The sequence below is a fragment of the Desulfoconvexum algidum genome (genome assembly GCF_055382125.1).
On sequence record NZ_AP042394.1, the window covers coordinates 3,995,884 to 4,020,314 of the forward strand.

General features: G+C 44.3%; 24 protein-coding genes. 9 read left to right on the forward strand and 15 right to left on the reverse strand.

The features are described from left to right. Position 1 precedes the first annotated feature (1 nt). The 3 genes from ACZ45G_RS18170 to ACZ45G_RS18180 all read right to left on the reverse strand — a co-directional run bounded on the left by ACZ45G_RS18170 (position 2) and on the right by ACZ45G_RS18180 (position 3,872). Positions 2 to 1,384 (reverse strand): MATE family efflux transporter, encoded by a 1,383-nt coding sequence (locus tag ACZ45G_RS18170; protein ID WP_464171903.1) that lies wholly within the window; start codon positions 1,382 to 1,384, stop codon positions 2 to 4. 81 nt (positions 1,385 to 1,465) lie between these two features. Continuing rightward, the gene (gene hisC / locus ACZ45G_RS18175; protein ID WP_464171904.1) at positions 1,466 to 2,584 is read right to left on the reverse strand and encodes a histidinol-phosphate transaminase; all 1,119 of its coding nucleotides are present in this window, start codon (positions 2,582 to 2,584) and stop codon (positions 1,466 to 1,468) included. Continuing rightward, the gene (locus ACZ45G_RS18180) at positions 2,577 to 3,872 is read right to left on the reverse strand and encodes an ATP-binding protein (protein ID WP_464171905.1); all 1,296 of its coding nucleotides are present in this window, start codon (positions 3,870 to 3,872) and stop codon (positions 2,577 to 2,579) included. The genes hisC and ACZ45G_RS18180 overlap by 8 nt, the downstream gene beginning before the upstream one ends. A 265-nt stretch (positions 3,873 to 4,137) precedes the next feature. On the opposite strand from ACZ45G_RS18180, the gene ACZ45G_RS18185 reads away from it, so the two are divergent. Further along, positions 4,138 to 4,296, forward strand: coding sequence for a hypothetical protein (locus ACZ45G_RS18185; protein ID WP_464171906.1), 159 nt, complete (start codon positions 4,138 to 4,140; stop codon positions 4,294 to 4,296). Positions 4,297 to 5,016: 720 nt separating this feature from the next. Here ACZ45G_RS18185 and ACZ45G_RS18190 read toward each other — a convergent pair. Both ACZ45G_RS18190 and ACZ45G_RS18195 read right to left on the reverse strand, forming a co-directional pair. Then, positions 5,017 to 5,322: a hypothetical protein gene (locus ACZ45G_RS18190; protein WP_464171907.1), complete on the reverse strand. Its 306-nt coding sequence runs from the start codon at positions 5,320 to 5,322 to the stop codon at positions 5,017 to 5,019. 266 nt (positions 5,323 to 5,588) lie between these two features. Further along, entirely contained in the window at positions 5,589 to 5,756 is a 168-nt protein-coding gene (locus ACZ45G_RS18195; RefSeq protein ID WP_464171908.1) for a hypothetical protein, read from the reverse strand. A 414-nt stretch (positions 5,757 to 6,170) separates the two neighbouring features. On the opposite strand from ACZ45G_RS18195, the gene ACZ45G_RS18200 reads away from it, so the two are divergent. After that, positions 6,171 to 6,494, forward strand: a complete 324-nt coding sequence (locus ACZ45G_RS18200; RefSeq protein ID WP_464171909.1) for a hypothetical protein — start codon at positions 6,171 to 6,173, stop codon at positions 6,492 to 6,494. Positions 6,495 to 7,328: 834 nt separating this feature from the next. Here ACZ45G_RS18200 and ACZ45G_RS18205 read toward each other — a convergent pair. The 3 genes from ACZ45G_RS18205 to ACZ45G_RS18215 are packed head-to-tail and all read right to left on the reverse strand — an operon-like array spanning position 7,329 to position 9,326. After that, a complete protein-coding gene (locus ACZ45G_RS18205) occupies positions 7,329 to 8,471 on the reverse strand; it encodes a cysteine desulfurase family protein (RefSeq protein ID WP_464171910.1) in 1,143 nt (380 codons plus the stop codon). A gap of 36 nt (positions 8,472 to 8,507) precedes the next feature. After that, a complete protein-coding gene (locus ACZ45G_RS18210; RefSeq protein ID WP_464171911.1) occupies positions 8,508 to 8,774 on the reverse strand; it encodes a hypothetical protein in 267 nt (88 codons plus the stop codon). 54 nt (positions 8,775 to 8,828) lie between these two features. Beyond that, a complete protein-coding gene (locus tag ACZ45G_RS18215) occupies positions 8,829 to 9,326 on the reverse strand; it encodes an NAD(P)H-hydrate dehydratase (protein ID WP_464171912.1) in 498 nt (165 codons plus the stop codon). Positions 9,327 to 9,822: 496 nt separating this feature from the next. On the opposite strand from ACZ45G_RS18215, the gene ACZ45G_RS18220 reads away from it, so the two are divergent. The 5 genes from ACZ45G_RS18220 (at position 9,823) to ACZ45G_RS18240 (ending at position 14,974) form a co-directional block, all read left to right on the forward strand. Continuing rightward, positions 9,823 to 10,950 (forward strand): transposase, encoded by a 1,128-nt coding sequence (locus ACZ45G_RS18220; RefSeq protein WP_464171913.1) that lies wholly within the window; start codon positions 9,823 to 9,825, stop codon positions 10,948 to 10,950. Between the two features lie 368 nt (positions 10,951 to 11,318). Then, a complete protein-coding gene (locus ACZ45G_RS18225; protein WP_464171914.1) occupies positions 11,319 to 11,477 on the forward strand; it encodes a hypothetical protein in 159 nt (52 codons plus the stop codon). A gap of 109 nt (positions 11,478 to 11,586) precedes the next feature. After that, positions 11,587 to 12,636 (forward strand): selenide, water dikinase SelD, encoded by a 1,050-nt coding sequence (gene selD / locus ACZ45G_RS18230; protein WP_464171916.1) that lies wholly within the window; start codon positions 11,587 to 11,589, stop codon positions 12,634 to 12,636. Between the two features lie 643 nt (positions 12,637 to 13,279). Next, positions 13,280 to 13,516: a hypothetical protein gene (locus ACZ45G_RS18235; RefSeq protein WP_464171917.1), complete on the forward strand. Its 237-nt coding sequence runs from the start codon at positions 13,280 to 13,282 to the stop codon at positions 13,514 to 13,516. Positions 13,517 to 13,828: 312 nt separating this feature from the next. Continuing rightward, the gene (locus tag ACZ45G_RS18240; RefSeq protein ID WP_464171918.1) at positions 13,829 to 14,974 is read left to right on the forward strand and encodes an MFS transporter; all 1,146 of its coding nucleotides are present in this window, start codon (positions 13,829 to 13,831) and stop codon (positions 14,972 to 14,974) included. An 885-nt stretch (positions 14,975 to 15,859) separates the two neighbouring features. Here the strand turns inward: ACZ45G_RS18240 and ACZ45G_RS18245 are convergent. Then, a complete protein-coding gene (locus ACZ45G_RS18245) occupies positions 15,860 to 16,240 on the reverse strand; it encodes a VOC family protein (RefSeq protein ID WP_464171919.1) in 381 nt (126 codons plus the stop codon). A 213-nt stretch (positions 16,241 to 16,453) separates the two neighbouring features. Next, the gene (locus ACZ45G_RS18250; protein ID WP_464171921.1) at positions 16,454 to 16,762 is read right to left on the reverse strand and encodes an AF1514 family protein; all 309 of its coding nucleotides are present in this window, start codon (positions 16,760 to 16,762) and stop codon (positions 16,454 to 16,456) included. Between the two features lie 168 nt (positions 16,763 to 16,930). On the opposite strand from ACZ45G_RS18250, the gene ACZ45G_RS18255 reads away from it, so the two are divergent. Further along, positions 16,931 to 17,269: a hypothetical protein gene (locus ACZ45G_RS18255; protein WP_464171922.1), complete on the forward strand. Its 339-nt coding sequence runs from the start codon at positions 16,931 to 16,933 to the stop codon at positions 17,267 to 17,269. Between the two features lie 105 nt (positions 17,270 to 17,374). On the opposite strand, the gene ACZ45G_RS18260 is transcribed toward ACZ45G_RS18255, so the two are convergent. Further along, the gene (locus ACZ45G_RS18260; RefSeq protein ID WP_464171923.1) at positions 17,375 to 18,148 is read right to left on the reverse strand and encodes a carbohydrate-binding family 9-like protein; all 774 of its coding nucleotides are present in this window, start codon (positions 18,146 to 18,148) and stop codon (positions 17,375 to 17,377) included. A 31-nt stretch (positions 18,149 to 18,179) separates the two neighbouring features. After that, positions 18,180 to 18,602: a QcrA and Rieske domain-containing protein gene (locus ACZ45G_RS18265; RefSeq protein ID WP_464171924.1), complete on the reverse strand. Its 423-nt coding sequence runs from the start codon at positions 18,600 to 18,602 to the stop codon at positions 18,180 to 18,182. A 349-nt stretch (positions 18,603 to 18,951) separates the two neighbouring features. Between ACZ45G_RS18265 and ACZ45G_RS18270 the strand changes: the two genes are divergently transcribed. Beyond that, a complete protein-coding gene (locus ACZ45G_RS18270; protein WP_464171925.1) occupies positions 18,952 to 20,337 on the forward strand; it encodes an HD-GYP domain-containing protein in 1,386 nt (461 codons plus the stop codon). Positions 20,338 to 20,351: 14 nt separating this feature from the next. On the opposite strand, the gene ACZ45G_RS18275 is transcribed toward ACZ45G_RS18270, so the two are convergent. The 3 genes from ACZ45G_RS18275 to glpA form a co-directional block, all read right to left on the reverse strand. Further along, a complete protein-coding gene (locus ACZ45G_RS18275) occupies positions 20,352 to 21,296 on the reverse strand; it encodes a DMT family transporter (protein WP_464171926.1) in 945 nt (314 codons plus the stop codon). Positions 21,297 to 21,374: 78 nt separating this feature from the next. Next, complete coding sequence (gene glpB, locus ACZ45G_RS18280) at positions 21,375 to 22,676, reverse strand: glycerol-3-phosphate dehydrogenase subunit GlpB (RefSeq protein WP_464171927.1); 1,302 nt, start codon at positions 22,674 to 22,676, stop codon at positions 21,375 to 21,377. After that, the gene (gene glpA, locus ACZ45G_RS18285) at positions 22,666 to 24,297 is read right to left on the reverse strand and encodes an anaerobic glycerol-3-phosphate dehydrogenase subunit GlpA (protein WP_464171928.1); all 1,632 of its coding nucleotides are present in this window, start codon (positions 24,295 to 24,297) and stop codon (positions 22,666 to 22,668) included. Before glpA ends, glpB begins: the two co-directional genes overlap by 11 nt. Positions 24,298 to 24,431 lie beyond the last annotated feature (134 nt).

Genomic DNA, 24,431 nt, shown 5'->3' on the forward strand with positions numbered 1-24,431 from the left:
TTTAAAAATTCATATTTTTTAACACCCCACCCGCCACCGGGTCACGGGTGCATGAGCTGTCCGCGAGGAAGAGCAGATGGCGCAGGATAAAAATGCTCACCGTACCGGTGATCATCATGGCAATGGTGTGGCTGATATAGGCCCCCTTGCCACCCCAGACAGCCCCGAGCATAAAGGCCAGGGGCAGCCTCAAAAGCAGCACCCGGGCCACATTGATAATCAGGGTATACCGGGGACGTTTCATCCCCTGGGCAAGGCCGGTGACAATCAGCTCCACCGGCACCAGCCAATATCCCAGCAGGGAGACCCTGAATGCATAGGAAGACAATTCAAGAACTTCCCTGCCGGGCCGGAACAGACCAATCACTAGAGGGGCATTGAACCAGAGCAGCACCCCCAGGGGCAAAAGCAGGCCATAGCAGACCATGAGCGAAACCTTCACCGCTTCGCGAATACGATGTGAATTCCCGGCTCCCAGGTTGAACCCGGCAAAGGGGATCAGCGAACAGGACAAACCATAAAGAGGCAGGATAAGCATCATCTCCATGCGTGCGGAAAGTGTCCAGGCCCCCACATAGGCAGGACCAAAGGGTGCCAGCACATAGTTTAAACCGATCATGGATATGGGCATGACCAGCATGGCAATGGCCACAGGAATTCCCAAAATCCCTATCTCCTTCCAGGTCCTGGCCTCCGCGCGGCTGCAAAACAATCGGGGCATCTGTCTTCCCTGGCCTTTGAGGGTACGCCACATAAACCACCCGGAAACGGTCCACCCGATAAGGGATGACAGCGAGGCACCGGCAATGCCCATTTTAAAAGAAAATATGAGCAAGGGGTCCAAGGCCATGTTGACAATATTTCCAAGAATCATCGCCTTCATGGGGGTTTTGGCATCTCCATGGCTCAAAAAAACACTTTCGCACACCATGGCAAAGCCCATGGCCGGAAAGGTCCATCCCAGCCAGAACATGAATTTTTTAACCTCTTCAAGCACCCCATTGTCCACATTGAACCACCCGAAAATGGATTCGTTTACCCCGGGGAAAGCCAGCAGGCAAAAGGGAAGCAAAAAAATCAGGGCCAGGGGCAGGGAGGATCTGGTGATGGTGTCAGCTCTGTCGTTGTCATTGGCCCCCCTTGCGTGACTCATGAGAGAGGTTGAGCCCACAGCCACCCCCTTTGCAACGGCCATGGCAAGATAAAGCATGGGCACCGACAGGGACAGGGCAGCAAGTTCAACGGTACCAAGCCAGGAAACAAAAACCGTGTCCACCAGGGCGTAAAGATTCTGGAAAAACATGGAGACCATGGCAGGAGCAGCAAGCCCCAACAGCACCGTCAACACTTTACCTTCTCCCATGTTTAATGGTTTAGTGTTCATGGCCAAGAATATCCTCTTTCCCTAATCAAGGGGCACCTCCTGCGTTACAATTATCTGATTCAAAAAATCACCTTTCAGGTTTCATGTGGTTTTCTTTAAGACATTTAAAAAAGCCTTGCAAAAGGCTTCCATCACCGGCAATTGGACAAGGCTGATTCGTATCCAGTTGGGAAAACGAAACCCTGTCATGGTGCGGACCATGACGCCTTCTTTCATTAGTTTTCGATACATGAGGGTATCGGATATGGGCAGCAGCACCATCATATAATTACCTTCATTGCTGATGTAGGTCATGCCAAGCTTGTCAAGCATCTCACAGAGCAGTCTCTTTGCGTTCCCCACCATTTGGCGGGTCTGTTTAATAAAAGAACCGTCATTGGACAAGGCAGCAACTGCCGAACGCTGGGCCAGTGTGTTCACCGAATAAACAATGTGGGTGCGGCGCACCATGTCCACAGCTTCCCTGGTACCGCACAGATACCCGATGCGAAGTGAAGCAAGGGCGTACATTTTGGAAAAGGTGCGAAAAACAATTAGATTGGGATAACGTTCAAGCAGTGCCATGCCGTCGGGGAAGTCCTCTTTTTCCACATATTCGCAATAGGCTTCGTCAATGACCACCATGGCGCGATTGTCCACCCGGTCCAGAAAATCTGTCATGGTGGAACTGTCCCAGTAGGTGCCCGTGGGATTATTGGGATTGCACACAAAGAGAATCTTGGTATGCCTGTCCATGACGTCAAGCATGGCCTCTGGATCAAAGGCGTCATCTTTCAGGGGAATCAGACGGGCCTCAAATCCTGAAAATTCGGCCACCCATTCATACACGGCAAAGGTTTTGTCCGCCGTGATGATGTTGTCCCCCTCTGCACAGAACGCTTTGATGACAGAGGAAATCACCTCGCAGGAGCCGTTGCCCACCAAAAATTGATCCGCATCCTTTCCAAACTTTTCGGCAAGTTTCTGGCGCAGGTCAAAGCAATCGCCGTTGGGATATACGGGCACGTTCCCGGCAGAGAATCTTTGCACAACGTCAAACACCTCGGGGGGGGGCCCCAGGGCATTTTCGTTGTTGTTCAGACGGTGGAGGTGGTCCACGCCATAGAGGCGCATGAGTTCCCGATCTGGTTTGCTTGGATAATAGGTCTCAAAGGCCTGGATATGGGACGGCACAAGGTGTTTGAGATCAAAGTCAAACATGCTGGAACACCACCACATCTGATTTACCGCCATAGGGCAGCACCAGTCTTGGCTTAAACCCGGTCTCCATAAGTACCCCACCCAGGGACGCCTGCCAGCCATGGGCAAGGTCAAGCTTGAAAAAAATGTTGGAAAAATTTTTCCGGTTCAGGGTCTCCACATGGAGTGCCACGCACTCTTTTGCATCCTCTCCCGTAACCATGGGCAAAAGGGTCACCTCTCCTGCTTCCGGCCTGAGAATGGCAGAAAACACCGAACGTCGGGGCAGGCGCTCACCCAGGCCGTCGGTCTGTCGAATATCCCGCATGAGCACCTGTTGATCGTAGCATTTTTCAAGAAAATTCACCATTGAGGGATGGGCCCATACCGATGCGCCCATGTCTTCACCCAGATGGCGGTACCAAACCTCCCGGCATAATTTTTTGCCCTTTGGCTGGATGAGATCAAAATGCCCCAAGGACTCAAACGCACCCATGGGCAAATCGTCGGTGGCAAGCTCACTAAACAGCCCCATGGCCCGGGTACGTGCAATGCAATGAATAAGGTGGTCGGTGAGTCCAGAAGCGGTCTTTTCTCCCCCTGCAAACACGTAGGGGCCAAAAAAACCAATGCTCTGGTCGGAGGAGACATGCCAGCAGATCATACCCATCAGAGCACCTACCCCATCCAGGGCCACAGCCATTGAAAGATCGCCTTTTGCCACCATGTCCGCCGCTTTGCCGGGCATGGAAAAGGCCTGGTGTAATTTAAAGGAAGGATAAAATTCCAGGGAACGGAGGCAGGCAAGCTTGATCAGGGCGGGTTCCGGGGAACTGTCAATGGCAAGTTCTCCTCTCTGCCGGACAGGTTTTGCCTTTCCAGGTGATGCCGGGAGATAAGTGAGATCCTGGCGCAGGGCCAGGTGTACGACTTCTCCTTCCAGGTGCACGGTAAAACCATCCACCATGCACGAGGCCAGGAGCAGGCCCAGATGATCCATCCCTTCGGGGACGAAGGTATCGGATCTGGCTGCAATAGTCATAGCCCAGAGTTCCGAAGGATCTGCCGTAAAAGCAAAATCGGCCAGCACATGCCAGCCGCCAGGTTTCAGATTTAACTGTATCCGGGTGCCCGGTGCGGTATTGGCCAGATGGGCCACAATCTCTTCAACCGCCATCACCAGGCGCAGGGTTTTGTTCTGATCCAGCCCGAAAACGGGGGCTCCCTGCTCCACCAGGGACTGCACCAGGGGGACCCAGGCAATGTCGGCACAAAGACTCAATGAAACCGATTGATCAACTTCCTTCATGATTTTTCCTTATATTAGAAAAGCAACAAGATGGCTTTTCTAATAGTTCAAGGAAAAGATGTCAAGGCTAAATATGTTTTACCATTATCTTGAAAAAGAGGCAGTAAAAGCGATTTGGGACGGGTTGGAATTGCAAGAATTTTATTCACTGTTGACGGAAATATCATGATTCTATTGCCGGTTTTATTAAAAAATCGCAGAAAATTCCCAAGAATGAGCTTAAAACAGCTCTTTCAAGGTTGAAACAATATCAGGAGGATTAAGGATGAAAGATAAATATATTGGAAGTAGTTTTGATGATTTCCTCCAAGAGGAAGATTTGATGGCACTGGCTGAAGCAACTGCTCTCAAACGCATATCCGAAGAGACTCTTGCGTATATCCCTGCAACTTGCATGTTTTGGAGTTTCTCCTTTTATTTTTGACGTATAATCTTCTGAATTATGACCCCAAAATTTATCAGGAACTAAAAGTTGATAGACTTGAATAACTTTCATGCCCATTATACTGATGTGCTCTGACAAGTTTACAGGGGTTGAATATATGGGCCGGGAAGGTAGTTGATATCGGCAGTGAGGATCTATCATGCAAGTTGGTCGGGGGGAACGTTAAAAATCTGAAATTCCATGGACCCGGGTGCCGGTATTTCAATTGCAAGAATTGCACAAAAGTTTTTCTGAATCGGCACGAAGCACTTAAGGCCGGGTATTCTCCATGTAGGATTTGTAAGCCGTGATTTGAAGTCACAAAGCAAAAAAACATTTCAGGGTGGATATCATCCCCGGCAATTCTTCTGTACCCACATCTATATATAATAAACAAGGCACCTATTTATATATTTGGTCCCCTATGGCGAATAGTACAGGCAACACCCTTGATAAAATAATTCTATGCAATGTCTGGAGCGGCTAAATGGGGCTGAAGCCCTCATTTAAGGCAAGGCGGCTAAAAAGGTCTTGAACGTGGTCGGGTATCAGGATTTATTGCCGTCGGCAAAATCGGACCCGAGCATGGGCAAATTTAATTAAATCCAAAAGCCAATGGTTTGTATCTGGGGTTGGTCAAAATATGATTCCAGCACCTTGGACCCGTGATCAGGATATTCCGATCACCGGAATACGAACCGCCTTGGCAATCAAAAAACGTTACAGAGAAAGAAGTTCTGAAATTTCTTCCGGGGTAAGAACATCGTTGTATTGTGACCGTCTCCTGTCGTCCTGTCTTCTATATCTTTTTCGTCTGTCAAGGCCCAGTCGTGGGTTTATCAAGGAACGCAGCCAGATGCGGAAAGATTTGGGTTGGCCATTTGGATTTTCCCGAAAATCACGACGTCTTTCCATTTTGGCTCGGCGGTCATCAATGTTACGCCGGTCATGATTTCTTCGGCGGTCTTGCAGTCCGGTATGGCTTCTCTGCTCGGTTTGATCAAATTTATCTATTTTTAGGCCCATGATACAATACTCTCGAAGTTGACTCCCCCATCCTGAAAACATAGATCCATTTCAATGGGGGAAAATTTGTTGTGCTTTAGGACCGCAAATTTTATAACGTAAACGAAATAGAGAGGCTTCTGCCCCATCTACCGCATTGCATTAAAGGTTCAATAGACCTGCTATTGAATCTTTAATGCGCCTTGTAGACAAACCAAAATTCGACGCTATTCTTGTTCAACTTATTTCATCTGCATTTTTTTGTATAACTAATTAATTTTACATCATTATTCGCCATAATCTTTGTGACAATTCTGGCCTGTGGATAAATTGTTCAGTCCTTTTGGCAACAGATTTTGTTTGATACAATAGGTGGTGATAAAAGAAAACCCGGTAATGCCAATATCAAAGACCTTCTGCATTTCCAAAATTAAAGATGTGTGTATTTTAAGCATAATGATCTCTTATTTAATAATGATTAAAAATAATGTAACCGGTTCTTTCTGTTTCCTACACCAATTTCATAATAGCAAAACAATGAGGGGAAATTTTGTGATAATTATGTGGGTAAACACTGAAAATGAAGATCCGCCCCCTCGCCGAACAACACCGCATAGTCGTCAAGGTCGATAAGCTCATGGCCCTCTGTGATACTCTCAAGGCTCGATTGAAAGACGCCCAGGATGCCAAGTCCAATTGGCAGATGCAATCGTTAGGAGGGCAGTGGTATAGCAGTCATGACTAATTATCCGAAGGTGGAGTATTCAGCCGCCTAAATTGTCATAGATACCAAAAGAAATTTGGCTAATCTTTTAATGATATTGTCTGACCTGTCTAAAAAAAAGACTCACAAGGAATATGTTTTAAGTATGGGTGGTGCCAAACTCAAAAAGTCATGGGTAAATGATATTATGCCCAGGTTGACATCTGTTGCAAAGGTAAGTGATAAGCCAATAAAGCATTTTACCCTGCATTGTATCCGGCACCATATAGCCGCCTTGCTATCATACCATTTAAGCCTGGGGGAAATCAGTAAGATTTTGCGACACAGGAATTTGACCACCACTGATTTATATTTGAAATCTTTGGTCACGATCAAAACAAAAGGGATTAAAGTGCTGGATGATATTCAGAAAATTGAGAAGGCAGAGGTCATCAGTTTCCAGGATGCGATCAACAAAAGGGAAAAATAGGCTCCCCTCCGAGGGGAACTTTATTGTAAAACAATGCAAAAATTTATAAACCAGTGCAAAAACGATTTTCAAGATTCCCTTAAACAAAGCGGTTTGGCGCGTGGTTGCTGGATGCTAAAAAACGCCCGTACCGCCTGGATGGCGGTAAAATGATTGACATTAAAGTTATGGATAAAAACGGCCAAGAGATTTAATAACAAAGCGTTTACAACTCTTAAGGGGTACGGAGAAATCTGCACCCTTTTTATATTCTTATGGGTCAATGATTGACCCTTTTCTCAGATACGAGAGTTGGCCCCACCCTTCTACCGCAATATCTGGTATTGCGGAAAAGTGTTTATAAAAAGAAATCTGCACGTTTAATGAATGTTCCCTGGATTATAGTTCAAAGATCACTCAGTTGAATTTAAATTTCCCTTTTAATTAATGGTGTTTTGATTTGTTCATAAAGTCAATGATACTGTTTGAATTGTTGAACCTTGGAAGACTCAATATTCATGCAAGTTATGTTAACTGTTAGGTGATCCTAATAGTGAGCACTGGAAAATTAATTCATAGGGGCAAAATCAAATTCCACTACCCCATAATAATAGACACCAAGTTGATAAGACTGTCCAGTAAATAATGAGGTGCTGATCTGCGCCATGCAGTATGCCTGTCCTGAAGAAAAAATCGGGGTCCGGTATGAAAACCCCATTGTTCTCTACAAGGACCGGTGTGAAGCATTGTCTAAATTCACGTTATTCGTGGATGAGATTCACTGACACCCCCATAACCGCCTGGACCTTTTATTCTGATTCTGAGGGGGACAGGCCTTTTTGTTTCCGGCAGCCCCTAATCCGTTTGCAGGCGCTTCACCGCCTGGACCACAACAGTTACGGCCTGATCAATGTGGTCACTGGTGGTCATGCGCCCGGTGGAAAACCTAAGTGTGCCCTTGGCCCACTGCTCAGGAATCTGCATGGCCTCAAGCACATGGGACAAGGAGACCGTATTGGCATGACAGGCCGCACCGGCTGAGGCAGCCACCTCAAGGCCGATCTCTTCTAAAATCCGGTTGGCTTCAAGATATTTGAATGACAGGCTCAGGGTGTTGGGAAGCCGGTCTTTGGGATCGCCGTTCAGCTGGACGTTATCCAATTGGTCGACTACCCCCTGATGCAGCCGATCCCGCATCTGTTTTAAGTGCGTCTGGGCCTGGGGCAGGCTTTGACCGGCAAGTTCACAGGCCTGGCCCAATCCCACAATCCAGGGGACGTTTTCTGTGCCTGCCCGCCATCCCATTTCCTGGCCTGCCCCGTGGCAGAATTTTTCCGGCAAAAAGCCCTCTTTGATAAACAAAGCCCCAATGCCTTTGGGGGCATACAGTTTGTGTCCTGCCATGCTGAGCAGGTCAACTCCCAGGTCCTGAACATTTGTGGAGATCTTTCCTGTGCTCTGTGCGGCATCCGTGTGCATCAGAATGCCTTTTTCATGGGCCAGGCCTGCAATCTCCCGGACCGGCTGGATCGTACCCACCTCGTTATTGGCATGCATCACTGAGATCATGATGGTGTCCGGCCGGATGGCAGCGCAAATGTCATCGACTTGAACTCGGCCGGTTGGGTCCACCCCGACATAGGTTGTTTCAAACCCCTCGGTTTCAAGATAGCGGCAGACTTCCAATACGGCCGGGTGCTCTATGGTGGTGGTGATGATATGCCGGCCTTTTTCTTTTAATGCCCGGGCCATGCCTTTGATGGCATGGTTGTTGGATTCAGTGCCGCCTGAGGTGAAAAAAATTTCATGGGGCTTGCAATTCAGAAAATCAGCCACCTGTCTGCGGGCGGCTTCCACAGCCCGCTTGGGTTGGATCCCGTACCAGTGTGAACTGGAGGGATTGCCGAATAGGGTGTCAATAAACGGGCGCATGGCCTCAATGACCCTGGGATCATTGGGGGTGGTGCCGTTATAATCAAGATAAACCGGATGTATCATAGATCTGTTCCTCCAGAATTTTGACAGCAGAGGGTGTCATCCCTGAGCCTTGGTGGTCGTTTTGGGACTGCTGACATGAATTGCAGCGTTTTCCAGATCCCTTACAAGGGCGTCAAGATCAAGGCTGTATTTTGCAGCAGCCGTTTCAAGGGGCTCAAACAGGGCATTGCAGCAGATGCATTCCCCGGCTTTTTCATCCCACTTTTTGAACACGGCTTGGGTGGCTTTGAATGTTGAAACAATATCCAGCACCGTCATATCCGGCCGGATCAGGCCTGGACCACAAGGGTCAGAATCAGTCATTTTCAGGTATCCTTTTCATTTTCAATGGCCCGGGACAAGGTCTGGGGGGATATATCAGATGATGTCAGCCACCTGAGAGGCCGAGGAGGGGCTAACCAAGGCGCCTGCCAGGCGGTTGGCCAGGGCAGCGATCCGTATGGAATCCTGGATGGATCTGCCGATTTCCACCAAAGCGGAGACAAGGCCGGTAAGGGTATCACCGATCCCGCCCACAGCTTCCATGGCCTCAAAAGACGGCTGATCCACCCGGTCTGTGATTTTGCCATCACAGACCACATAGTTGCAACTTCCCTTGACCAAAAGGTGCCTGGCGCTGTTTTGATGCTTACAGGCCCTGGCAATGAGATCCAGAACCTGGTTGTCCTGGTGGAGAATAAATCCCCGGGTATAAAAGGGATGGGGTGCGATTTTATCAGTAAGAAACGAAAGCTCTCCCACATCCGGTGTAAAAAGGTCATAAGATTGCACCTGACAGCTCATCGTGGCTGCGTACATATACCCGGCATCTGCGATCAGCCGCGCCAACAAAGATAATACCCCATCGGCCAGCAAAAAAGTTTTTAACCATTTTATCTCATCCCTTTAAAAATATGATTATTCTGCTGCTAATGATTTTCATATGGTTTTTGAAAGATCCAATTGATAATTAAGATATAGGGATCGACTTCCATAGATAAGATCAATACAAGCTTTCCTCGTGAGCACCGGTATTAAAAAGGACAACGGTCTCCACATTGGTACCAACTATATCTTCTTCAAATAATCTCCCTAAAAAATTCTGTCAAACCTTTTTAAAAATAGGTAATATAATCAATTACCAAATACTTCGAGTGAACCAGTAAGTATCACTTTCCATGCTTAAGCTAATTATTGTTGCAGATTATTTCCCATAGGAAAAATAAAATGAATAATGAGCCTCTTGCAGAGATAGAAAAGAATATAATTTTTTAAATCAAAATATCACTTTTAATTGTTGAAAAGCCGCTTCTCTGGTATATTTCAGTAGTTCAATCATCACAAAAAACAACTGAACCAGAGAAACGACTTTATGAGAAAATTATCACAGATATGGTTTGAGGTACAAGAGGTTCTTTTTCCATTGATTGAAAAAGAGATAGAAGAACCACTTACAGAAAAACTAAAAAAGTTGGTAACCACCTTGGAGCTTATACGAATAGAAGAAATGGTTCGAGTTCCAAAATACTGGAAAGGTCAATCCCCCAAAAACAGGAAACAGATAGCAAGAGCCTTTATAGCAAAGGCGAGTTATAATATAGATACGACCAGGGCACTAATTGACAGGTTGAAGACCAGCCCGCCTTTGCGTAGAATTTGTGGTTGGGAAAAAGCCTGCGAAGTACCTCATGAGTCATCATTTTCCCGTGCATTTCAAGAATTTTCAAAATCAGGTTTGGCTCAAATCGTTCATGATAGTATCATCAAAGGCCATATGGGGAAAAAAATTACCGGCCATATATCAAGGGATTCCACTTCTGTTGATGCCCGAGAAAAACCGATGAAAAAGATCAAAGCTGTGAAACAAAAGAAAAAAAGAGGTCGTCCCAAAAAAGGTGAATTACGAATAAAGAAACCAACTCGATTGGAACGTCAACAATCCATGGTAGCCAACGAAATGCTCGAAGACTTGCCCAAGGCGTGCGATGTGGGAACCAAGATGAACAGCAAGGGCTATAAAAAATCCTGGGCCGGATACAAGTTGCATATTGATGCAGCGGATGGCCATATCCCCATAAGCTGTATTTTGACATCAGCTTCGGTACACGACAGTCAGGTAGCACTTCCCCTGGCTGAACTTACCAGTCATAAGGTAAGCAATTTATATGATTTGATGGATTCGGCATATGATTCACCAATTATAAAACAACATAGCCGATCTCTGGGGCATGTTCCAATCATCGACATGAATCCTCGTGGCAATAAAAAAAGGAAACAAGAACTCAAAGCCGAAAAGAAACGTTGTAAATTTTTAAATTTTATAAACCCGACTGATATCCGCTACAATGAAAGATCCAATGTAGAAAGGGTCAATGGTCGGCTAAAAGATGAATTTGGAGGAAAGATGGTTAGAGTTCGCGGTCATGCGAAAGTCATGACTCATCTTATGTTTGGCATAATAGTATTAACAGCGGATCAGCTTATGCGATTTGTCACTTAGATTTGAAATTTATTGAAATAATATGATAATAATGCTGGCGGAAATAACTGCGGAGGGATAACTATGTCTTAATAGCTGTATTTTAGCATTCTTTTGGCAAAAAAAATTAAAATAACATAAAGATGGGCCCCTCATAAACTATTTGCTGTGAATTCTCTTAGTTTCTGCAAGAGGCTCTAATGACTATGTATAACCATGCGGGAAGACTTGGGTTTGAATCTTGAAGCCCATGATGCCCTCCTCAATGTTTTAGGAATTGCACTTTAACCATCAGCCCTGAAAAGGACCAGGCTGTCAGCAAGCGTGATTATATACGGCAGATTGGGCCGGAACAGACCCTGTGTGTGGAAAATGGAGCCAATGACCGAATGATGCTTGAGCAGGCGTGCATCGGCATTGCCATGTTGCAGGAGGAAGGACTTGCGACATCTTCCCTGATGGCGGTAGACTTGGTTATCAGGGATATCCTTGAGGTTTTCGGATTTTTCCAGACTCCGGAACGGTTGATTGCAACATTGAGAACATAAAGGCGTAATTATGTTTTTATCATCCGCTACCTTGAAAAAAAAGTGATCACCCGGTTGCAAAATCAATCAGAACAGAGTAAGTCAATGAAAATTGAAAGGAATATTTTTAATGAAAAACTCTAAAAAAATACGGCTCACCGAGTCTGTTGCTGGTGCTGGTTGAGCGTCCAAACTTTCTCCGGGGGACCTGGATAAAGCATTGTGCGGGATGGTATTCCCGACAAATGAACATGTCATGGTCGGGCTTGAAAAAGCCGATGATGCCGGTGTCTATAAAGTATCCGATGATCTGGCCCTGATCCAGACCGTTGACTTTTTTACACCCATTGTGGATGACCCATACTGGTTCGGACAGATTGCAGCCGCTAATGCGCTCAGCGATGTCTATGCCATGGGCGGCACTCCGAAAACCGCCATGAACCTGGTAGCATTTCCAATCAAAGAAATGGATATATCGGTGCTGCGCCAGATCATCCAGGGGGGAACCGATAAACTGGTCGAGGCCGATGTGGTGCTACTCGGCGGTCACAGCGTCGAGGACAAGGAATTGAAATACGGGCTGTCCATTACCGGTTTTGTACACCCCCAAAAGGTGCTGATTAAAGGAAACCTGAATCCGGGAAACCAGCTAATTCTTACCAAACCGCTGGGAACAGGAATTATCAACACCGCCATAAAAGCGGGAATGGCTTCTCAGGCAGTCACGGATACGGTCACCCAGCTGATGGCCACACTCAATCGACAGGCTGCCGATATCATGTCCGATTTTGATGTCACCGCCTGCACGGATGTGACCGGATTCGGACTGATCGGACACCTGGCTGAAATGATTCTGGGATCGGGCATGACTGTCCGCCTGTTTTCAAAAAATGTACCTGTAATCCAGGATGCCCTGGCATTTGCTTCCATGGGGCTGATCCCGGCCGGTGCTTATAAAAACAGAGAATTCCGGGAAAAAATGATCCAGTTTTCCGAAAATGTGGACCAATCTCTCCAGGCTGTTCTGGTGGATCCCCAAACCTCGGGCGGACTGTTGATCAGTGTGAAGGCGTCCCAGGCATCTCAATTGCTTTCAGCACTAAAGAATGCCGGAATCAGTGACGCAGCTCAGATCGGGGAAGTATTTGACGGGCTGGGAGAAAAAATATTGATTGAATGATAACAACGTCCGTTTTATCGGCCGGGCTTACAGATTCCCTGTAAGCGGTTGTATACGAAATACTTTTCCAAGCCCATACGGCCGTCAGTAACATTGCTGCTACAATCATTCAGTGTTTATATTGATTGTTTAAATTTATCAAATTCGTAGTGCCGATAAATGTTGAAATCAGTATAAAAAATACCATCATGGTACTCAAATGCTTAAGCATATATTAATTACTTTCAAATTGTTACCGTGAAAGTCTTGCAAATTTAATGATTTTTTTGGAAATAATTGACTGGGATCTTTTGGATCCAATCCTTCTTGTTCCGCGCTTTTCAGGATAGTCTGTCATATTCCTAATCCATTTTCTCAATATTCAAAATCAACAATTAATATCCTAAGGTGGAGTATTTTAAACCCCGAATTCTTAAGGATACCGATACAATTCAAAACTTTATTTGATCGAGATTCTGGTGAATGCTGATGCAAGGATACTTGACTCTTGAGATTCGAAAAGAACCTCTATGTTGTATTTTGAATGATTACAAATAAAGTGTGGACTGAAAGGGATAGTCCGGGTATCTTTTGAAGGTTCAAAAAGGCATGGCTGTGGCATAAGGAAATTCCATCTGTATTTTACCACGAAAGTAAGGATATCATGAAGGATAATTATTCAAAAGCGGGCTTGCAAAGGCTCTTTCAAAAAGGTGTCAATAATTTTTTGCTATTGCACAAAAATGGAAAAGCTGTCGCCTTTCAATTAGATCAGAATGAAAATGTTAATATCGTTGGTCGTCAAACTGACATTAGTTTCAAATCGACAGGCCTCTCATTGCTTGATGATGGTTGGAAATGTGTTGGGCCAGGATTGGAATACAGTTGGTTGTTTGAATGACACAATTGATTATCCTTTGCATAAGTCTTCAGAGGCCGAAAGACTACTGATACCAAAACAATGCAAAAACCTGTATGGTCGAGCATTGGATTAATCCTGATGCAAGAATTGTTGATTTTTCATATTAAGGTTTATCCCCAATTAAAGAACATTCTGATAGATTCTTTTTGAATAAATTATATTTTCACAAAAGTTGATTTATTATATATCTTTTCTGGTTTCTGAAATATTGTTACAGAACTCTTGAATCAGATGCCGGACCGAAGTGGTTTTTATAAAATATATAAACAGATATAGCAGGCTAAAAATATAATGAAAAAAAATTTTCAGACAGGTAATGTTTTAACCGTTTCTTTTGCACACATGGTGCATGATACCTATTCAGCATTTTTGGCACCCATTTTACCGCTTTTGATTGAAAAACTTGGACTTTCCTATTCACAGGTTGGGCTGCTTTCTGTCATCCAGCGGGCCCCGTCGCTTCTCAATCCCTTTATCGGGCTTATGGCAGATAAGCTTAGCGTTAGATATTTCATCATTTTTGCACCTTCCATAACCGCTGTGAGCATGAGTCTAATGGGTGTTGCACCATCCTATACAGTTCTTGCCATTTTACTGTTTGTCATGGGAATCGCCTCCACCCTTTTTCATGTGCCAGCCCCTGTTATGATAAAAGAAACTTCAGGAGATAAGATCGGACGGGGAATGAGTTTTTATATGCTTGGGGGTGAACTTGCCCGAACCATTGGGCCTTTGATTATTCTCGGAGCTGTTTCCCTGTGGGGACTTGAGGGTACCTGGAAACTCATACCCTTTGGGCTTGTAGCGTCTTTAATTTTATATACCCGTGTGAAAAACATTAAAATATCGGATAAGTTTAAAAAAGACAGAAAAAATACCGGTGCAAAGGAGATGTTTATACAATTCCGACCCCTTTTTACTACCATGGGGGGGATAACGTTTTTCAGTGCATTTATGAAAGGTGCTCTAACGACGTTTTTGCCTACATATCTCCATATGAAGGGTGAGTCCCTCTGGATGGCAGGCATCTCCCTTTCCATTCTTGAGGGGGCGGGGGCCTTTGGAGCCATGTTTTCCGGAACCCTCTCGGATAAAATCGGAAGAAAGAATATGATGCTTATTATCTGCACGGCCTCACCTGTTTTGATGTGGGCCTTTATCAGCAGCAATTCGATACTTATTTTTCCCCTGCTTTTTATGCTGGGATTTTTTCTTTTTGCAACAGGACCTGTCATGCTTGCCCAGCTCAATGACATGAAAACAGACAGGCCTGCGTTTATCAACGGTATCTATATGACCCTTAATTTTTCCATAAGCGCTGCAACCATGATGCTGATAGGAATTCTTGGTGATCTTAAGGGCCTTGAAACTACCTATATGATATCTGCTGTTGTCTCATTAGGATCGATTCCCTTTGTTATGCGGCTGCCCAAATAGAGGAAAGCTTCTTTACAAATAGTAGGATTTCCCCTCCTGAAAAAGGGGGAAGGGTGCATTTGTAGAATAAGAGCTGCGATATCCTAAAAAAACTTGGCCAAGTATGGCTTGCTGAAGTTTTTGAACCTGTTTTCTGTGGGTGTGGACACTGCCGGGATTGTCAAAAATGATTCCGTGGAAAACAAGGTCGCATGATGAAAACCATTTCTGGAAAAGTTCATCCCGGTTAAAAATTCTATTGATTGTTTCATCAACTTTAGTGTCCCCCTGAAAACCCGAATATTTTCTCTCCGGCAGATATTTTAAGCCCGAATGTACCATAGGGCAGGAAATAATTATTCCAGCGGCTATACGAAACATTTTAGATAAACAACACACTGTTTTTTGGAACTTTTGGAACAGGAATAATCCCATATTTTGCGGTTGGATTGAATATTCTTTTGTTACTTTATATTAAATTATATGGACCAAGGCCAGTGTAATAAACTACTCTTCCATATTACGGTTAATATATAGACGTTAGTGGGCAGGTTTATCAGACTCAAGGATAAGTATCCGAAGGTGGAGTATTCAGGGACTTGAATTCTCAAAGATATCAAATCAATTGTTAACTGATTTAAGCCGGCTTGAACCCTGTACGACCCAGCCCGGCTATTTATGAGTTATGCCAGTATGCCAAATTTTGGACACAAAGGGCATGGCCTTCCATTGGTAACGCTAAATTTTAAGAATTTATGACTTCGAGATTTAAATTTGCTTTATACATTTTTTTTAAAAAACTGATTGAATCGAACAGGAATAGGATGGCCAAAAAGAAAACAAAAAACATTGCTTGTCTTTTCCCTGGTGCTCTATCTGTAGTCACTCGATATGATTTAAATTTGCTTATTTTCTCAAAGGTGCAACAGATTGCCATATTTCGATTCGGTGCCCTTCAGGATCATAAAGATAAAAAACTTTCGCATTCCATGGATGACATTTAATTTTTGTTGGTTCGAGTTCTTTTTCAATAATATTTTCCCGAACAGTATCGATATCTTTAACCTGCAAGGATATCGTAATTCCCTTTTTTTCTGAACTTTTTATAGACGATTTATGTTCATCTGCAATGCTAATCCTTGACGTCTCATTCAAGCTAAATTCAACGAACCAATTGGTATTAAAAATCACGGGAAGAGATAGACCCTCTTTGTAAAAACGGACAGTCTTCTCCCATTTTCCGCAATATAGAATCATATTGGTAGTCAGGTTGTTCCAATTGTTCATTTTGCCCCCCAGCGCACTATATCGATCGGATATGCCATGTTCCTATTTGATCCTCTTCGATATTTTGGATACCGTTAAACAACTTTTTTATATCATATGGAAGTATTTTTTGAGGTCAATGATAATTATCCCTGTCTGGAGTATTCAAAAGCCAAAATTATTAAAGATACTATTGGATATTTTAACTGCTACGGGTCTAAATAAACTTAGTTGTCAGAAATCTTCAATTTTCAGGATCATAAAAATATAGTCACTATCATTAATATCAATAGTCAGGTTAGCACCCCTTGCTTCGGCATAATAAATCCAGGCTGGCTTGTTTTGTGTTCCGCACTCCCGGTTTGGATAAAACTCACCTGTTTTGCCATTTTTCCAGGAAAGTATCATAAAACTTTTGCATTTTGTCAGTGCAATTTTTTTTGCTGCATCCTTTGCCTGTTGAAAATTAAGTTCAGGATCTTCTATTTTTTCTTTGATGAGTTCATGCAGAGTATTTCCCGAGTCTGAAAAAATTTGTGTCATTTTGCCTCTCAATCACTGATTTTTAAAAAACGGTATAATGTAATATATAAAAATATTAACAGGTAATCAATATTTTTCCCTTTTTATCAATAAAAAAATTTGGCTAATCTTTTAATGATATTGTCTGACCTGTCTAAAAAAAAGACTCACAAGGAATATGTTTTAAGTATGGGTGGTGCCAAACTCAAAAAGTCATGGGTAAATGATATTATGCCCAGGTTGACATCTGTTGCAAAGGTAAATGATAAGCCAATAAAGCATTTTACCCTGCATTGTATCCGGCACCATATAGCCGACTTGCTATCATACCATTTAAGCCTGGGGGAAATCAGTAAGATTTTGCGACACAGGAATTTGACCACCACTGATTTATATTTGAAATCTTTGGTCACGATCAAAACAAAAGGGATTAAAGTGCTGGATGATAAAAAACGCCCGTACCGTCTGGATGGCGGTAAGATGATTGACATTAAAGTTATGGATAAAAACGGCCAGGAACTTCAGTAAAGAATTGCTTGCATAAAAAAGGGTGCGGAAAAATCCGCACCCTTTTTTTATTTTTCTAAATCCCCTGATTACAGGTGATTGATAGTCAAGGACAAAACCTGACCCTCATTGGAATTCCAATATGCCAAATGATTGGGGTAGATGAAAATTGGGCCTGGGAGAATCAACCTTCGACCATGTCAGCCAATGGGGATGGGATGTTTTATCACCGCACTTGTAAAAATTTGCCCGCCACTGCCTTCCCGGCCCGGGCAACCTCACCGGACAATATCTTTTCAGCAAGGCCATGGGAATTGAATACGCCACCCGCCAGGTAACAGGTTCTTTAATTTCAGGATCCACTATCCGGGGCAGGGAATGAACAACCTTTATCTTGTTGCAGTCTTTTTTGGGGATGACGATCCTGTCTTGCCCTGAACCGGGCTGGAAATGAAACAGCAGAATGCCGCCGCAATTCATTTCAAGGTTGAAGTAGCCCGTGGACACATCAAAATTGGGTGTAAAGAAAAACTCAACACAACTGTCCTCCCAGACATTGTCCTGATGCGCAGCGGCAACGGCCCGTACGTATCTGTCTGCAACCTGAAACATCAGATGTATCGAGATCTGATCATAGGCTATTTTCACCTGCGTCCTTGGAAAATGGCCGGGTTTTTCCCCCATATAATTTTGGAGCCGCTGGGAGGGGATCTCTTTCCATGGAGACGTATCCCAATGGGCATCCACCCCGGAACGGCTTATTTGTCGTGGTACTTTACAGCGCATGGTGGTGTTAAATTTTGCCATATCAATAGGGTGACATTGATACCAACCCCTGACATTGACGGACGAGCTGATGCCGGGTGACGGTATGGTTTGTTCTCTGATAAAACGCAACATTTTTCATATTTTTACTATATTTAAAAAAATTTCAGTTCACGGATATGATCAGATTTCCCTGCTCTTTTTTTACAGGATAAAGGGTGATCGGATGGGGTGCAGGACCGAATATTTTATTCCCACCTGAATCGTAGGTGGATTTATTAAGACTGCAGCACTGAACCGTGTCGGTCCCTGGAACCGGATCCAATCGGCGATGACCCAGATGAGTACACCGATTGTGAAACGCCCGATACTCTCCGTCCTCTGTGCAAACAACGAGCACCCGTTTGGGAAGGTTTTTACCTTCGAACCGTATTGCACCACCGGGAGTATTCAGTTCCAAAACCTTATCTAACGATATGGTCAGCTTCCCATCTGCATAATTCCAACAGCCATCTATTCCGGGTTTGGTGGTCGCTGATAACCCCAGCAATCGTTGGAAAAAACTTCTTTTCAAAAATTTAATAACCATGGTTTCTTCCTTTAAAAAATCATTTAAAACCTATAATTAACAAAACCAAAACAGATATTCAATCGTTTTGACTGGCAATAAAAGAATCCCAGGTCACTTCTACATAAATCGAACCTCTTAATTTATAAGATAAATCTGTTAACGCCCCAAGAAAACCGATAATTGCCGACATGGTAAATACAATTATAATTTATGAAATCTGGTAATAACGGTCAAACAGCAACTTATCATTTTTCCATTGAAGTTTTATTATTTTTAGATGTATAGTTAATTTTGCTCAAACAAACTTGTGATGAAATCATAAAAAATTGTGATTATTTTTTTTTAGTAGCGGTATGACGGAGATGACATGGTAAAAAATACAATTGCAATTGATGTCCTCATAAAAATTATCGAAGATGGCGGAAAAGTCACCACAGGAATAGATGTCTATAACGAGCAGGGAATACTGCTGCTTGATAAAAATGTGGTTGTCAATATAATAAAACCCTTGGAGGTCATAAAAGAAAACGGGATCGTCTCCATCCCTTTCAGCTCAAATACTAACAGCGGTGTTTGGGATGTAAACGGAAATTCTATTATTTTTGATAAAGACGGTTCCTTTAAAACCATAGAACAAAAAAAGCACCCTGCCTTGAGCGGAATCGAAAAACGGGTTTCTGAAATACAGGAACTTAAAAAAATCTCCACGGAAAAATACAGCAATGCCAAGGACAGCATTAAAAAGGTCCTAGGGGAAATCAAAGAAACCGGGGGAGATTTTGATTATAATGAAGTGTATTCAGATGTCCGTGATCTTGTCGCGTTTCTGACAATTGAGGACAATCCTTTTTCCTATCTCACAAAAGAAATTTTTTCCTATGATGATTATCTTTACAACCATTCCATAAACGTATGCGCCATTGGAACAGCAATAGTCAACAGCTTTAACACCACTTTCAGTTCGTTTATAAACAGCCATCTTAACACAAAACAAGAACTGAATTATTCTGCCGTCAGCACTACAGATAAAAAACCGGAAGAAGCATACAAATGTTTTCAGAAAGATGAAATTGAGCATATCTGCACTGGGTTTTTCCTCCATGACATTGGAAAAGTAATGGTCAAGGATGAAATACTCAACAAACCCGGAAAAATAACGCCCGCTGAATTTGATGAAATAAAACGGCACTCCTATGATTATGGTATAAAAATTTTAGAAAAGAATAAATTAAACAATCCGTTTTTAACAAATACGGTTCAATACCATCATGCTCCCCTCTTTAGAGGCCAGGAAAGAGGGTATCCCCTGGACAGGGCACCCAATGAGCTTCCCGCCTATGTCAAAATATGCCAGCTTTCCGACATATACGATGCCATGACCTCAAAGCGCTGCTATAAAGAAGCGTTTAACCAGATTAATGTGGTCACTGACATTTTCAGAAACTATGCCAAAAAAGATAATATCATGCAATATATCCTCCACTCCTTTGTAAAAAGTATTGGGATTTACCCTGCGGGAAGTATTGTTTATCTGAGAAATGGACAGATGGGGTATGTGCTTGAAAGTGCCGGCCCTCTGATCATACCCTTTACAGATACCCAGGAAAAAACCCTGTCAGACAACGCGAATCCCCTGGATCTAAGTGAGGTTGGATCAGATAATGTTTTACAAATTGACAACAGAAGAAGTATCAAGACCCCACGGGAGGTTTACGACCTTCTTCCCTCCTATTTAAAACCCAAAAAAAATTAAAAATCCAGAAAAACTCATTTTAACACCCGCCCCTCTTCTCTCTGGGCGGGTCTGCCCGTTTGGTTGGTGATCACAATGCCGGAAAAAATCAACCCCATGCTGAAAAAATGAACAAATCCAATGGTTTCATTCAAAAACAAATATCCGAGAAACCCGCTGAACAGCGGCAAGGTATAATAGACCATCCCGGCCCTGGACGGCCCCAGGGTAACAATGGCCTGATTCCAGAGGACAAAGGCACACAGGGAAGCAAAAATCCCCACATAGAGGATGGCAGGGATGGTGGTATGGTTCAGATAATTCCCCTGGGCCGATAGCTGACCCTGTTCCCATACAAAGAAAGGTAATAAGAAAAAAAGCCCCATTAGAAAACAGGTAAATTGAAGGGTATACACAGAGATTCCTAAGGGTTTACGTTTCAGCAAAAGGCTGTAAACAGCAAAAAGGATAGAGGCGGCCAGCATCCACAGATCCCCAATGGCAAAAGAAATATTCATGATGGTGGACAAGGCCCCCTTGGTGACAAGAAACACTACCCCTGTGAAAACCAGAAAAACACCGATCCCTTTTTTGATGGAAAGGACTTCCTGGTACAAAATTCTTGAGAAAATCATAATAAAAATGGGAAAGGTGATGGCAATCAGGGACAGGTTCATGGCCGTGGTGGTATGGCCGGCAATGTAAATAAAGGTATTAAAACAGGTGATCCCGATAAAAGAGGTGATACAAAAATAAACCAGGTGCTGCCGGATTACCGGCCATTCTATGATCAGACCCCTGATGGCAAAGGGTGCAAAGACGAGCACTGCGGTCATCCAGCGGAAAAAGGCCAGACTCACGGGCGGGATGCTATCACTTAACCCCCTTGCCACTATAAAATTTCCTGACCAGATGGCAGTGGCGCCCAGGGCGAACAAATATCCAGTTGCAATGGAATGCGGGTGGGATTTTCCGGTCATACCCTCTCCTTTTGTAGGTTTAATTTATTATGGAAAATTTGAACACAAAAAGAAAGGGGTAGAAACGATAAAACAGGATCAAGAAGATGTTTTGACGTGATTGGAAACGATATGCCCCATGGCCTTAAAAGCGGTTGCAATGGAGATGCCGGCTCCAGAACGGGTTTTCATCCAGTCCTGGCCTGCCAGAATGGATCCTGCTGCATAAAGATTCCCATGGACAGGGGTGTTGTCTCGGCCAAGGGGACGAAAATTTTCATCCGTGACAAGCCCTGCAAGGTTTATGGCATGGCCCCTGGGATCAAAATAGGTTTTGCCATGCCAGTTTTTCCGGTCCGATGGTTGATCAACCGGCAGGTTAAATACAGGTTCTGTCACCCCTTTCCGATCCGCAACCAATCCCTTTGCTAAAAAACGGCCCGTGGCAAGGAGACAGGTTTTGGCCTGAATCCTTGTTGTACGGGGGTTCGATGGGGTTCCCGTCTCCAGAACAAACCCCTGGTCAGGGGAATGGGCGGCCAAAAGAACACGCTGGTCCGGCAGCCTGGTAACACTGGTATTGGCAAGCATTTTTTGAAAGGTTTCCTTGAGGCGAATTCCCGGAACCGATATAGGGGATGTGGGAATTTCAAATATTTTTATTCCCAAACTCTCTTCAAGACGATTCAAAATATTTTCAGAACGGTTGATTCCCAGGATGGCGGGTATGCCCAAAAAATATTCATCCTTGATCAAGGGTTTGATTGCCGCCACAAGTTTGTCTTGAACCTGTTCAGTTTCCATGGCTTGGGCCATGAGGGGGGTAAAGAGCTCGGACCGCTGGGACATTTGCGGAAAATCAACGGTCCCGATGTTGATCTTCCCCCAGGAGGATTTTAAAACCTGCTGAACAAATTTGGCCCGAAATTCACGCAACCCCTTGAAATCCAGGAGCAGCAGCGGTTTTTTTTCAGCAAGGGCTGTGACATTATTGGCCATGGTCAAAGGAAATCTGTAGGTGGGCTTTGCTGTCCCGAATGCCGTCATAATCGAACTGTTCACCCGGGGCTGCCCCCCATAGCCCAATCCACTCTGAGTCAGCCCCTGTGTCAGCTCGTCAAAGGCCGCTTGAATATCCGATTCTAAGATCTTCAGAAAAGGATGGGAAGGAAAATATTTTGGAATCCGGGCAAGGCCCTGCCAGGGATCTTTGCAAAGCCCTGTTTCAGGAGAGGTCAATCCCCAAAGATCCAGCAGGCCGCTGGAATATTCAAAGGCACCCGCTCCCCCCACCACCACCCCGGATAGACCGCGGTTTGCCGCAAACACAGCCGCCGCCATGCCTGCCATACCAGCGCCGATGATCACAATATCTGTGTGGATATCTTGTTTATCTTCCATTTTTTTGTCCTTTCTTGTCCTCTGCCATATCTGATTCCATATCCGATTCCATATCCAAGCCGTAAAAGGAACAGAACATGGCTTCGTTCAACTCTGCCTGGGCCAGCTGGCTGCCCCAGAGAACCGGCTTCTGGCCCTTAAACCGTTCCGTGAGTAAAAATCTAATATTGTCCAGGCCCTGGCTTCCTTTAATATAGTCTTCGTCATACATGAAACCGGTTACCCTCATGCTGCAAAAAGTGCCCTGGCAGGCCCCCTTTCCCAGGCGGGAATGAATACGAAGAGAATTTAAATCGGCTGTTTCCCGATTCTGCTTCAACCAGAGAATCAGCTCCTTAAAGTGGCTTTTGGGTATCATTTCACACTCACACATCATACTGTCCCCGGGGACAGGCTCCTTGGCCCAGAGCTTGACCGACATGCCAGCTTCTATAAGCTTGCTGGGAGCCTTGGACATCAAGGGGGTTTGAGCAGTGGTGCAAACAGATGTCACCTTTAATTTTTTGGCGGCCAGATCTGCTGTTTTTTCTGCCATGAGACGATAAGTGGTCACCTTACCGCCGGTGATGGTTAAAAGATTCTCCACATCATCCCTTGAATGGTCAAATAAATAAAACCCCCTTGAAACCGCCCTGTCATCTCCTGTGGGCTCATTTTGGCTGTTCACAAGGGGTCTGACACCGGCATAGGCCCTTATATATCTTGTGGTTTCAAGTCCGGGAATCATCTGGGCTCCCTGGCCCACAAGAAAATCGATTTCATTAAAGTCCGGTTGGATAACGTCCAGGTTGTCAAGGCGAACCGAGGTGGTACCAAAAATGGAAACCGTACGGCCCGGCACCAAGATATCTCCATCGGCTGCCGGTCTTAACCGGTTGATCACATGGGTGCTCAGCCGGTTATGGGTAACCAGTAAAGAACCCTTTGAATAAATCATATCAAGATGGATCCCAGCAAACTCTGTTACCATGCCAGCCCAGGCACCGGCGGCATTAATAACCACCTGTGGGGTAATATAAAAACAATCCCCTGTCAGATTATTCCGGACCTTTACTCGTTGAATGCTCTTTTTTCCAGAAGTTGTTCTATCAAGGGAAAAGCCAATGGCCTGGCAATTGCTATAATATTTGGCACCGTGTTCAATGGCCTGGTTCATATTCTCAAGGGAAAGATGAAAGGGATCCACAGAGGCATCTTTGACTTTAAAGGCGGCAATGGCATCTTTGGAAAGTTCGGGCTCAAGTTCAAGGGCTTCTGCCACGGAAAGATTTTGGCAAAAAACACCTGCCCCTTTGCAAAGATTGGGGAAGTCGGCCACATAGGATTCATCATCGCCTTTAACCGCCACATAAAGGCCTCCGGTATCTTCAATGCAGTGGGGCGCAATTTCTTTCAAAATTTGAGCTTCCCTGGCGCATTCTGCGGCAGATTCAGGATCAGATCCCACATAACGGGCACCACTGTGGAGCAAACCGTGATTTCTCCCAGAGGCCCCGTCATTGATATTCCCCATTTCAATGACAAGAGCTGAAATACCCCTGAGGGAAAGATCCCGGGCGATCCCCGTACCAGTGACCCCCCCGCCGATAATAAGCGCTTGAATGTCTAATGTTTTTTTCATGGCCTTAATTTTATTTCTTTTATAAATTTTATTTTTTATATTCGAAAAAGAAAATATCATGGAGAAAAATGTTTCGCAAGTGAAAAAAATAAGGTTGAAACACAATTATCCGGCATTGTGTCCATTTTTATTGA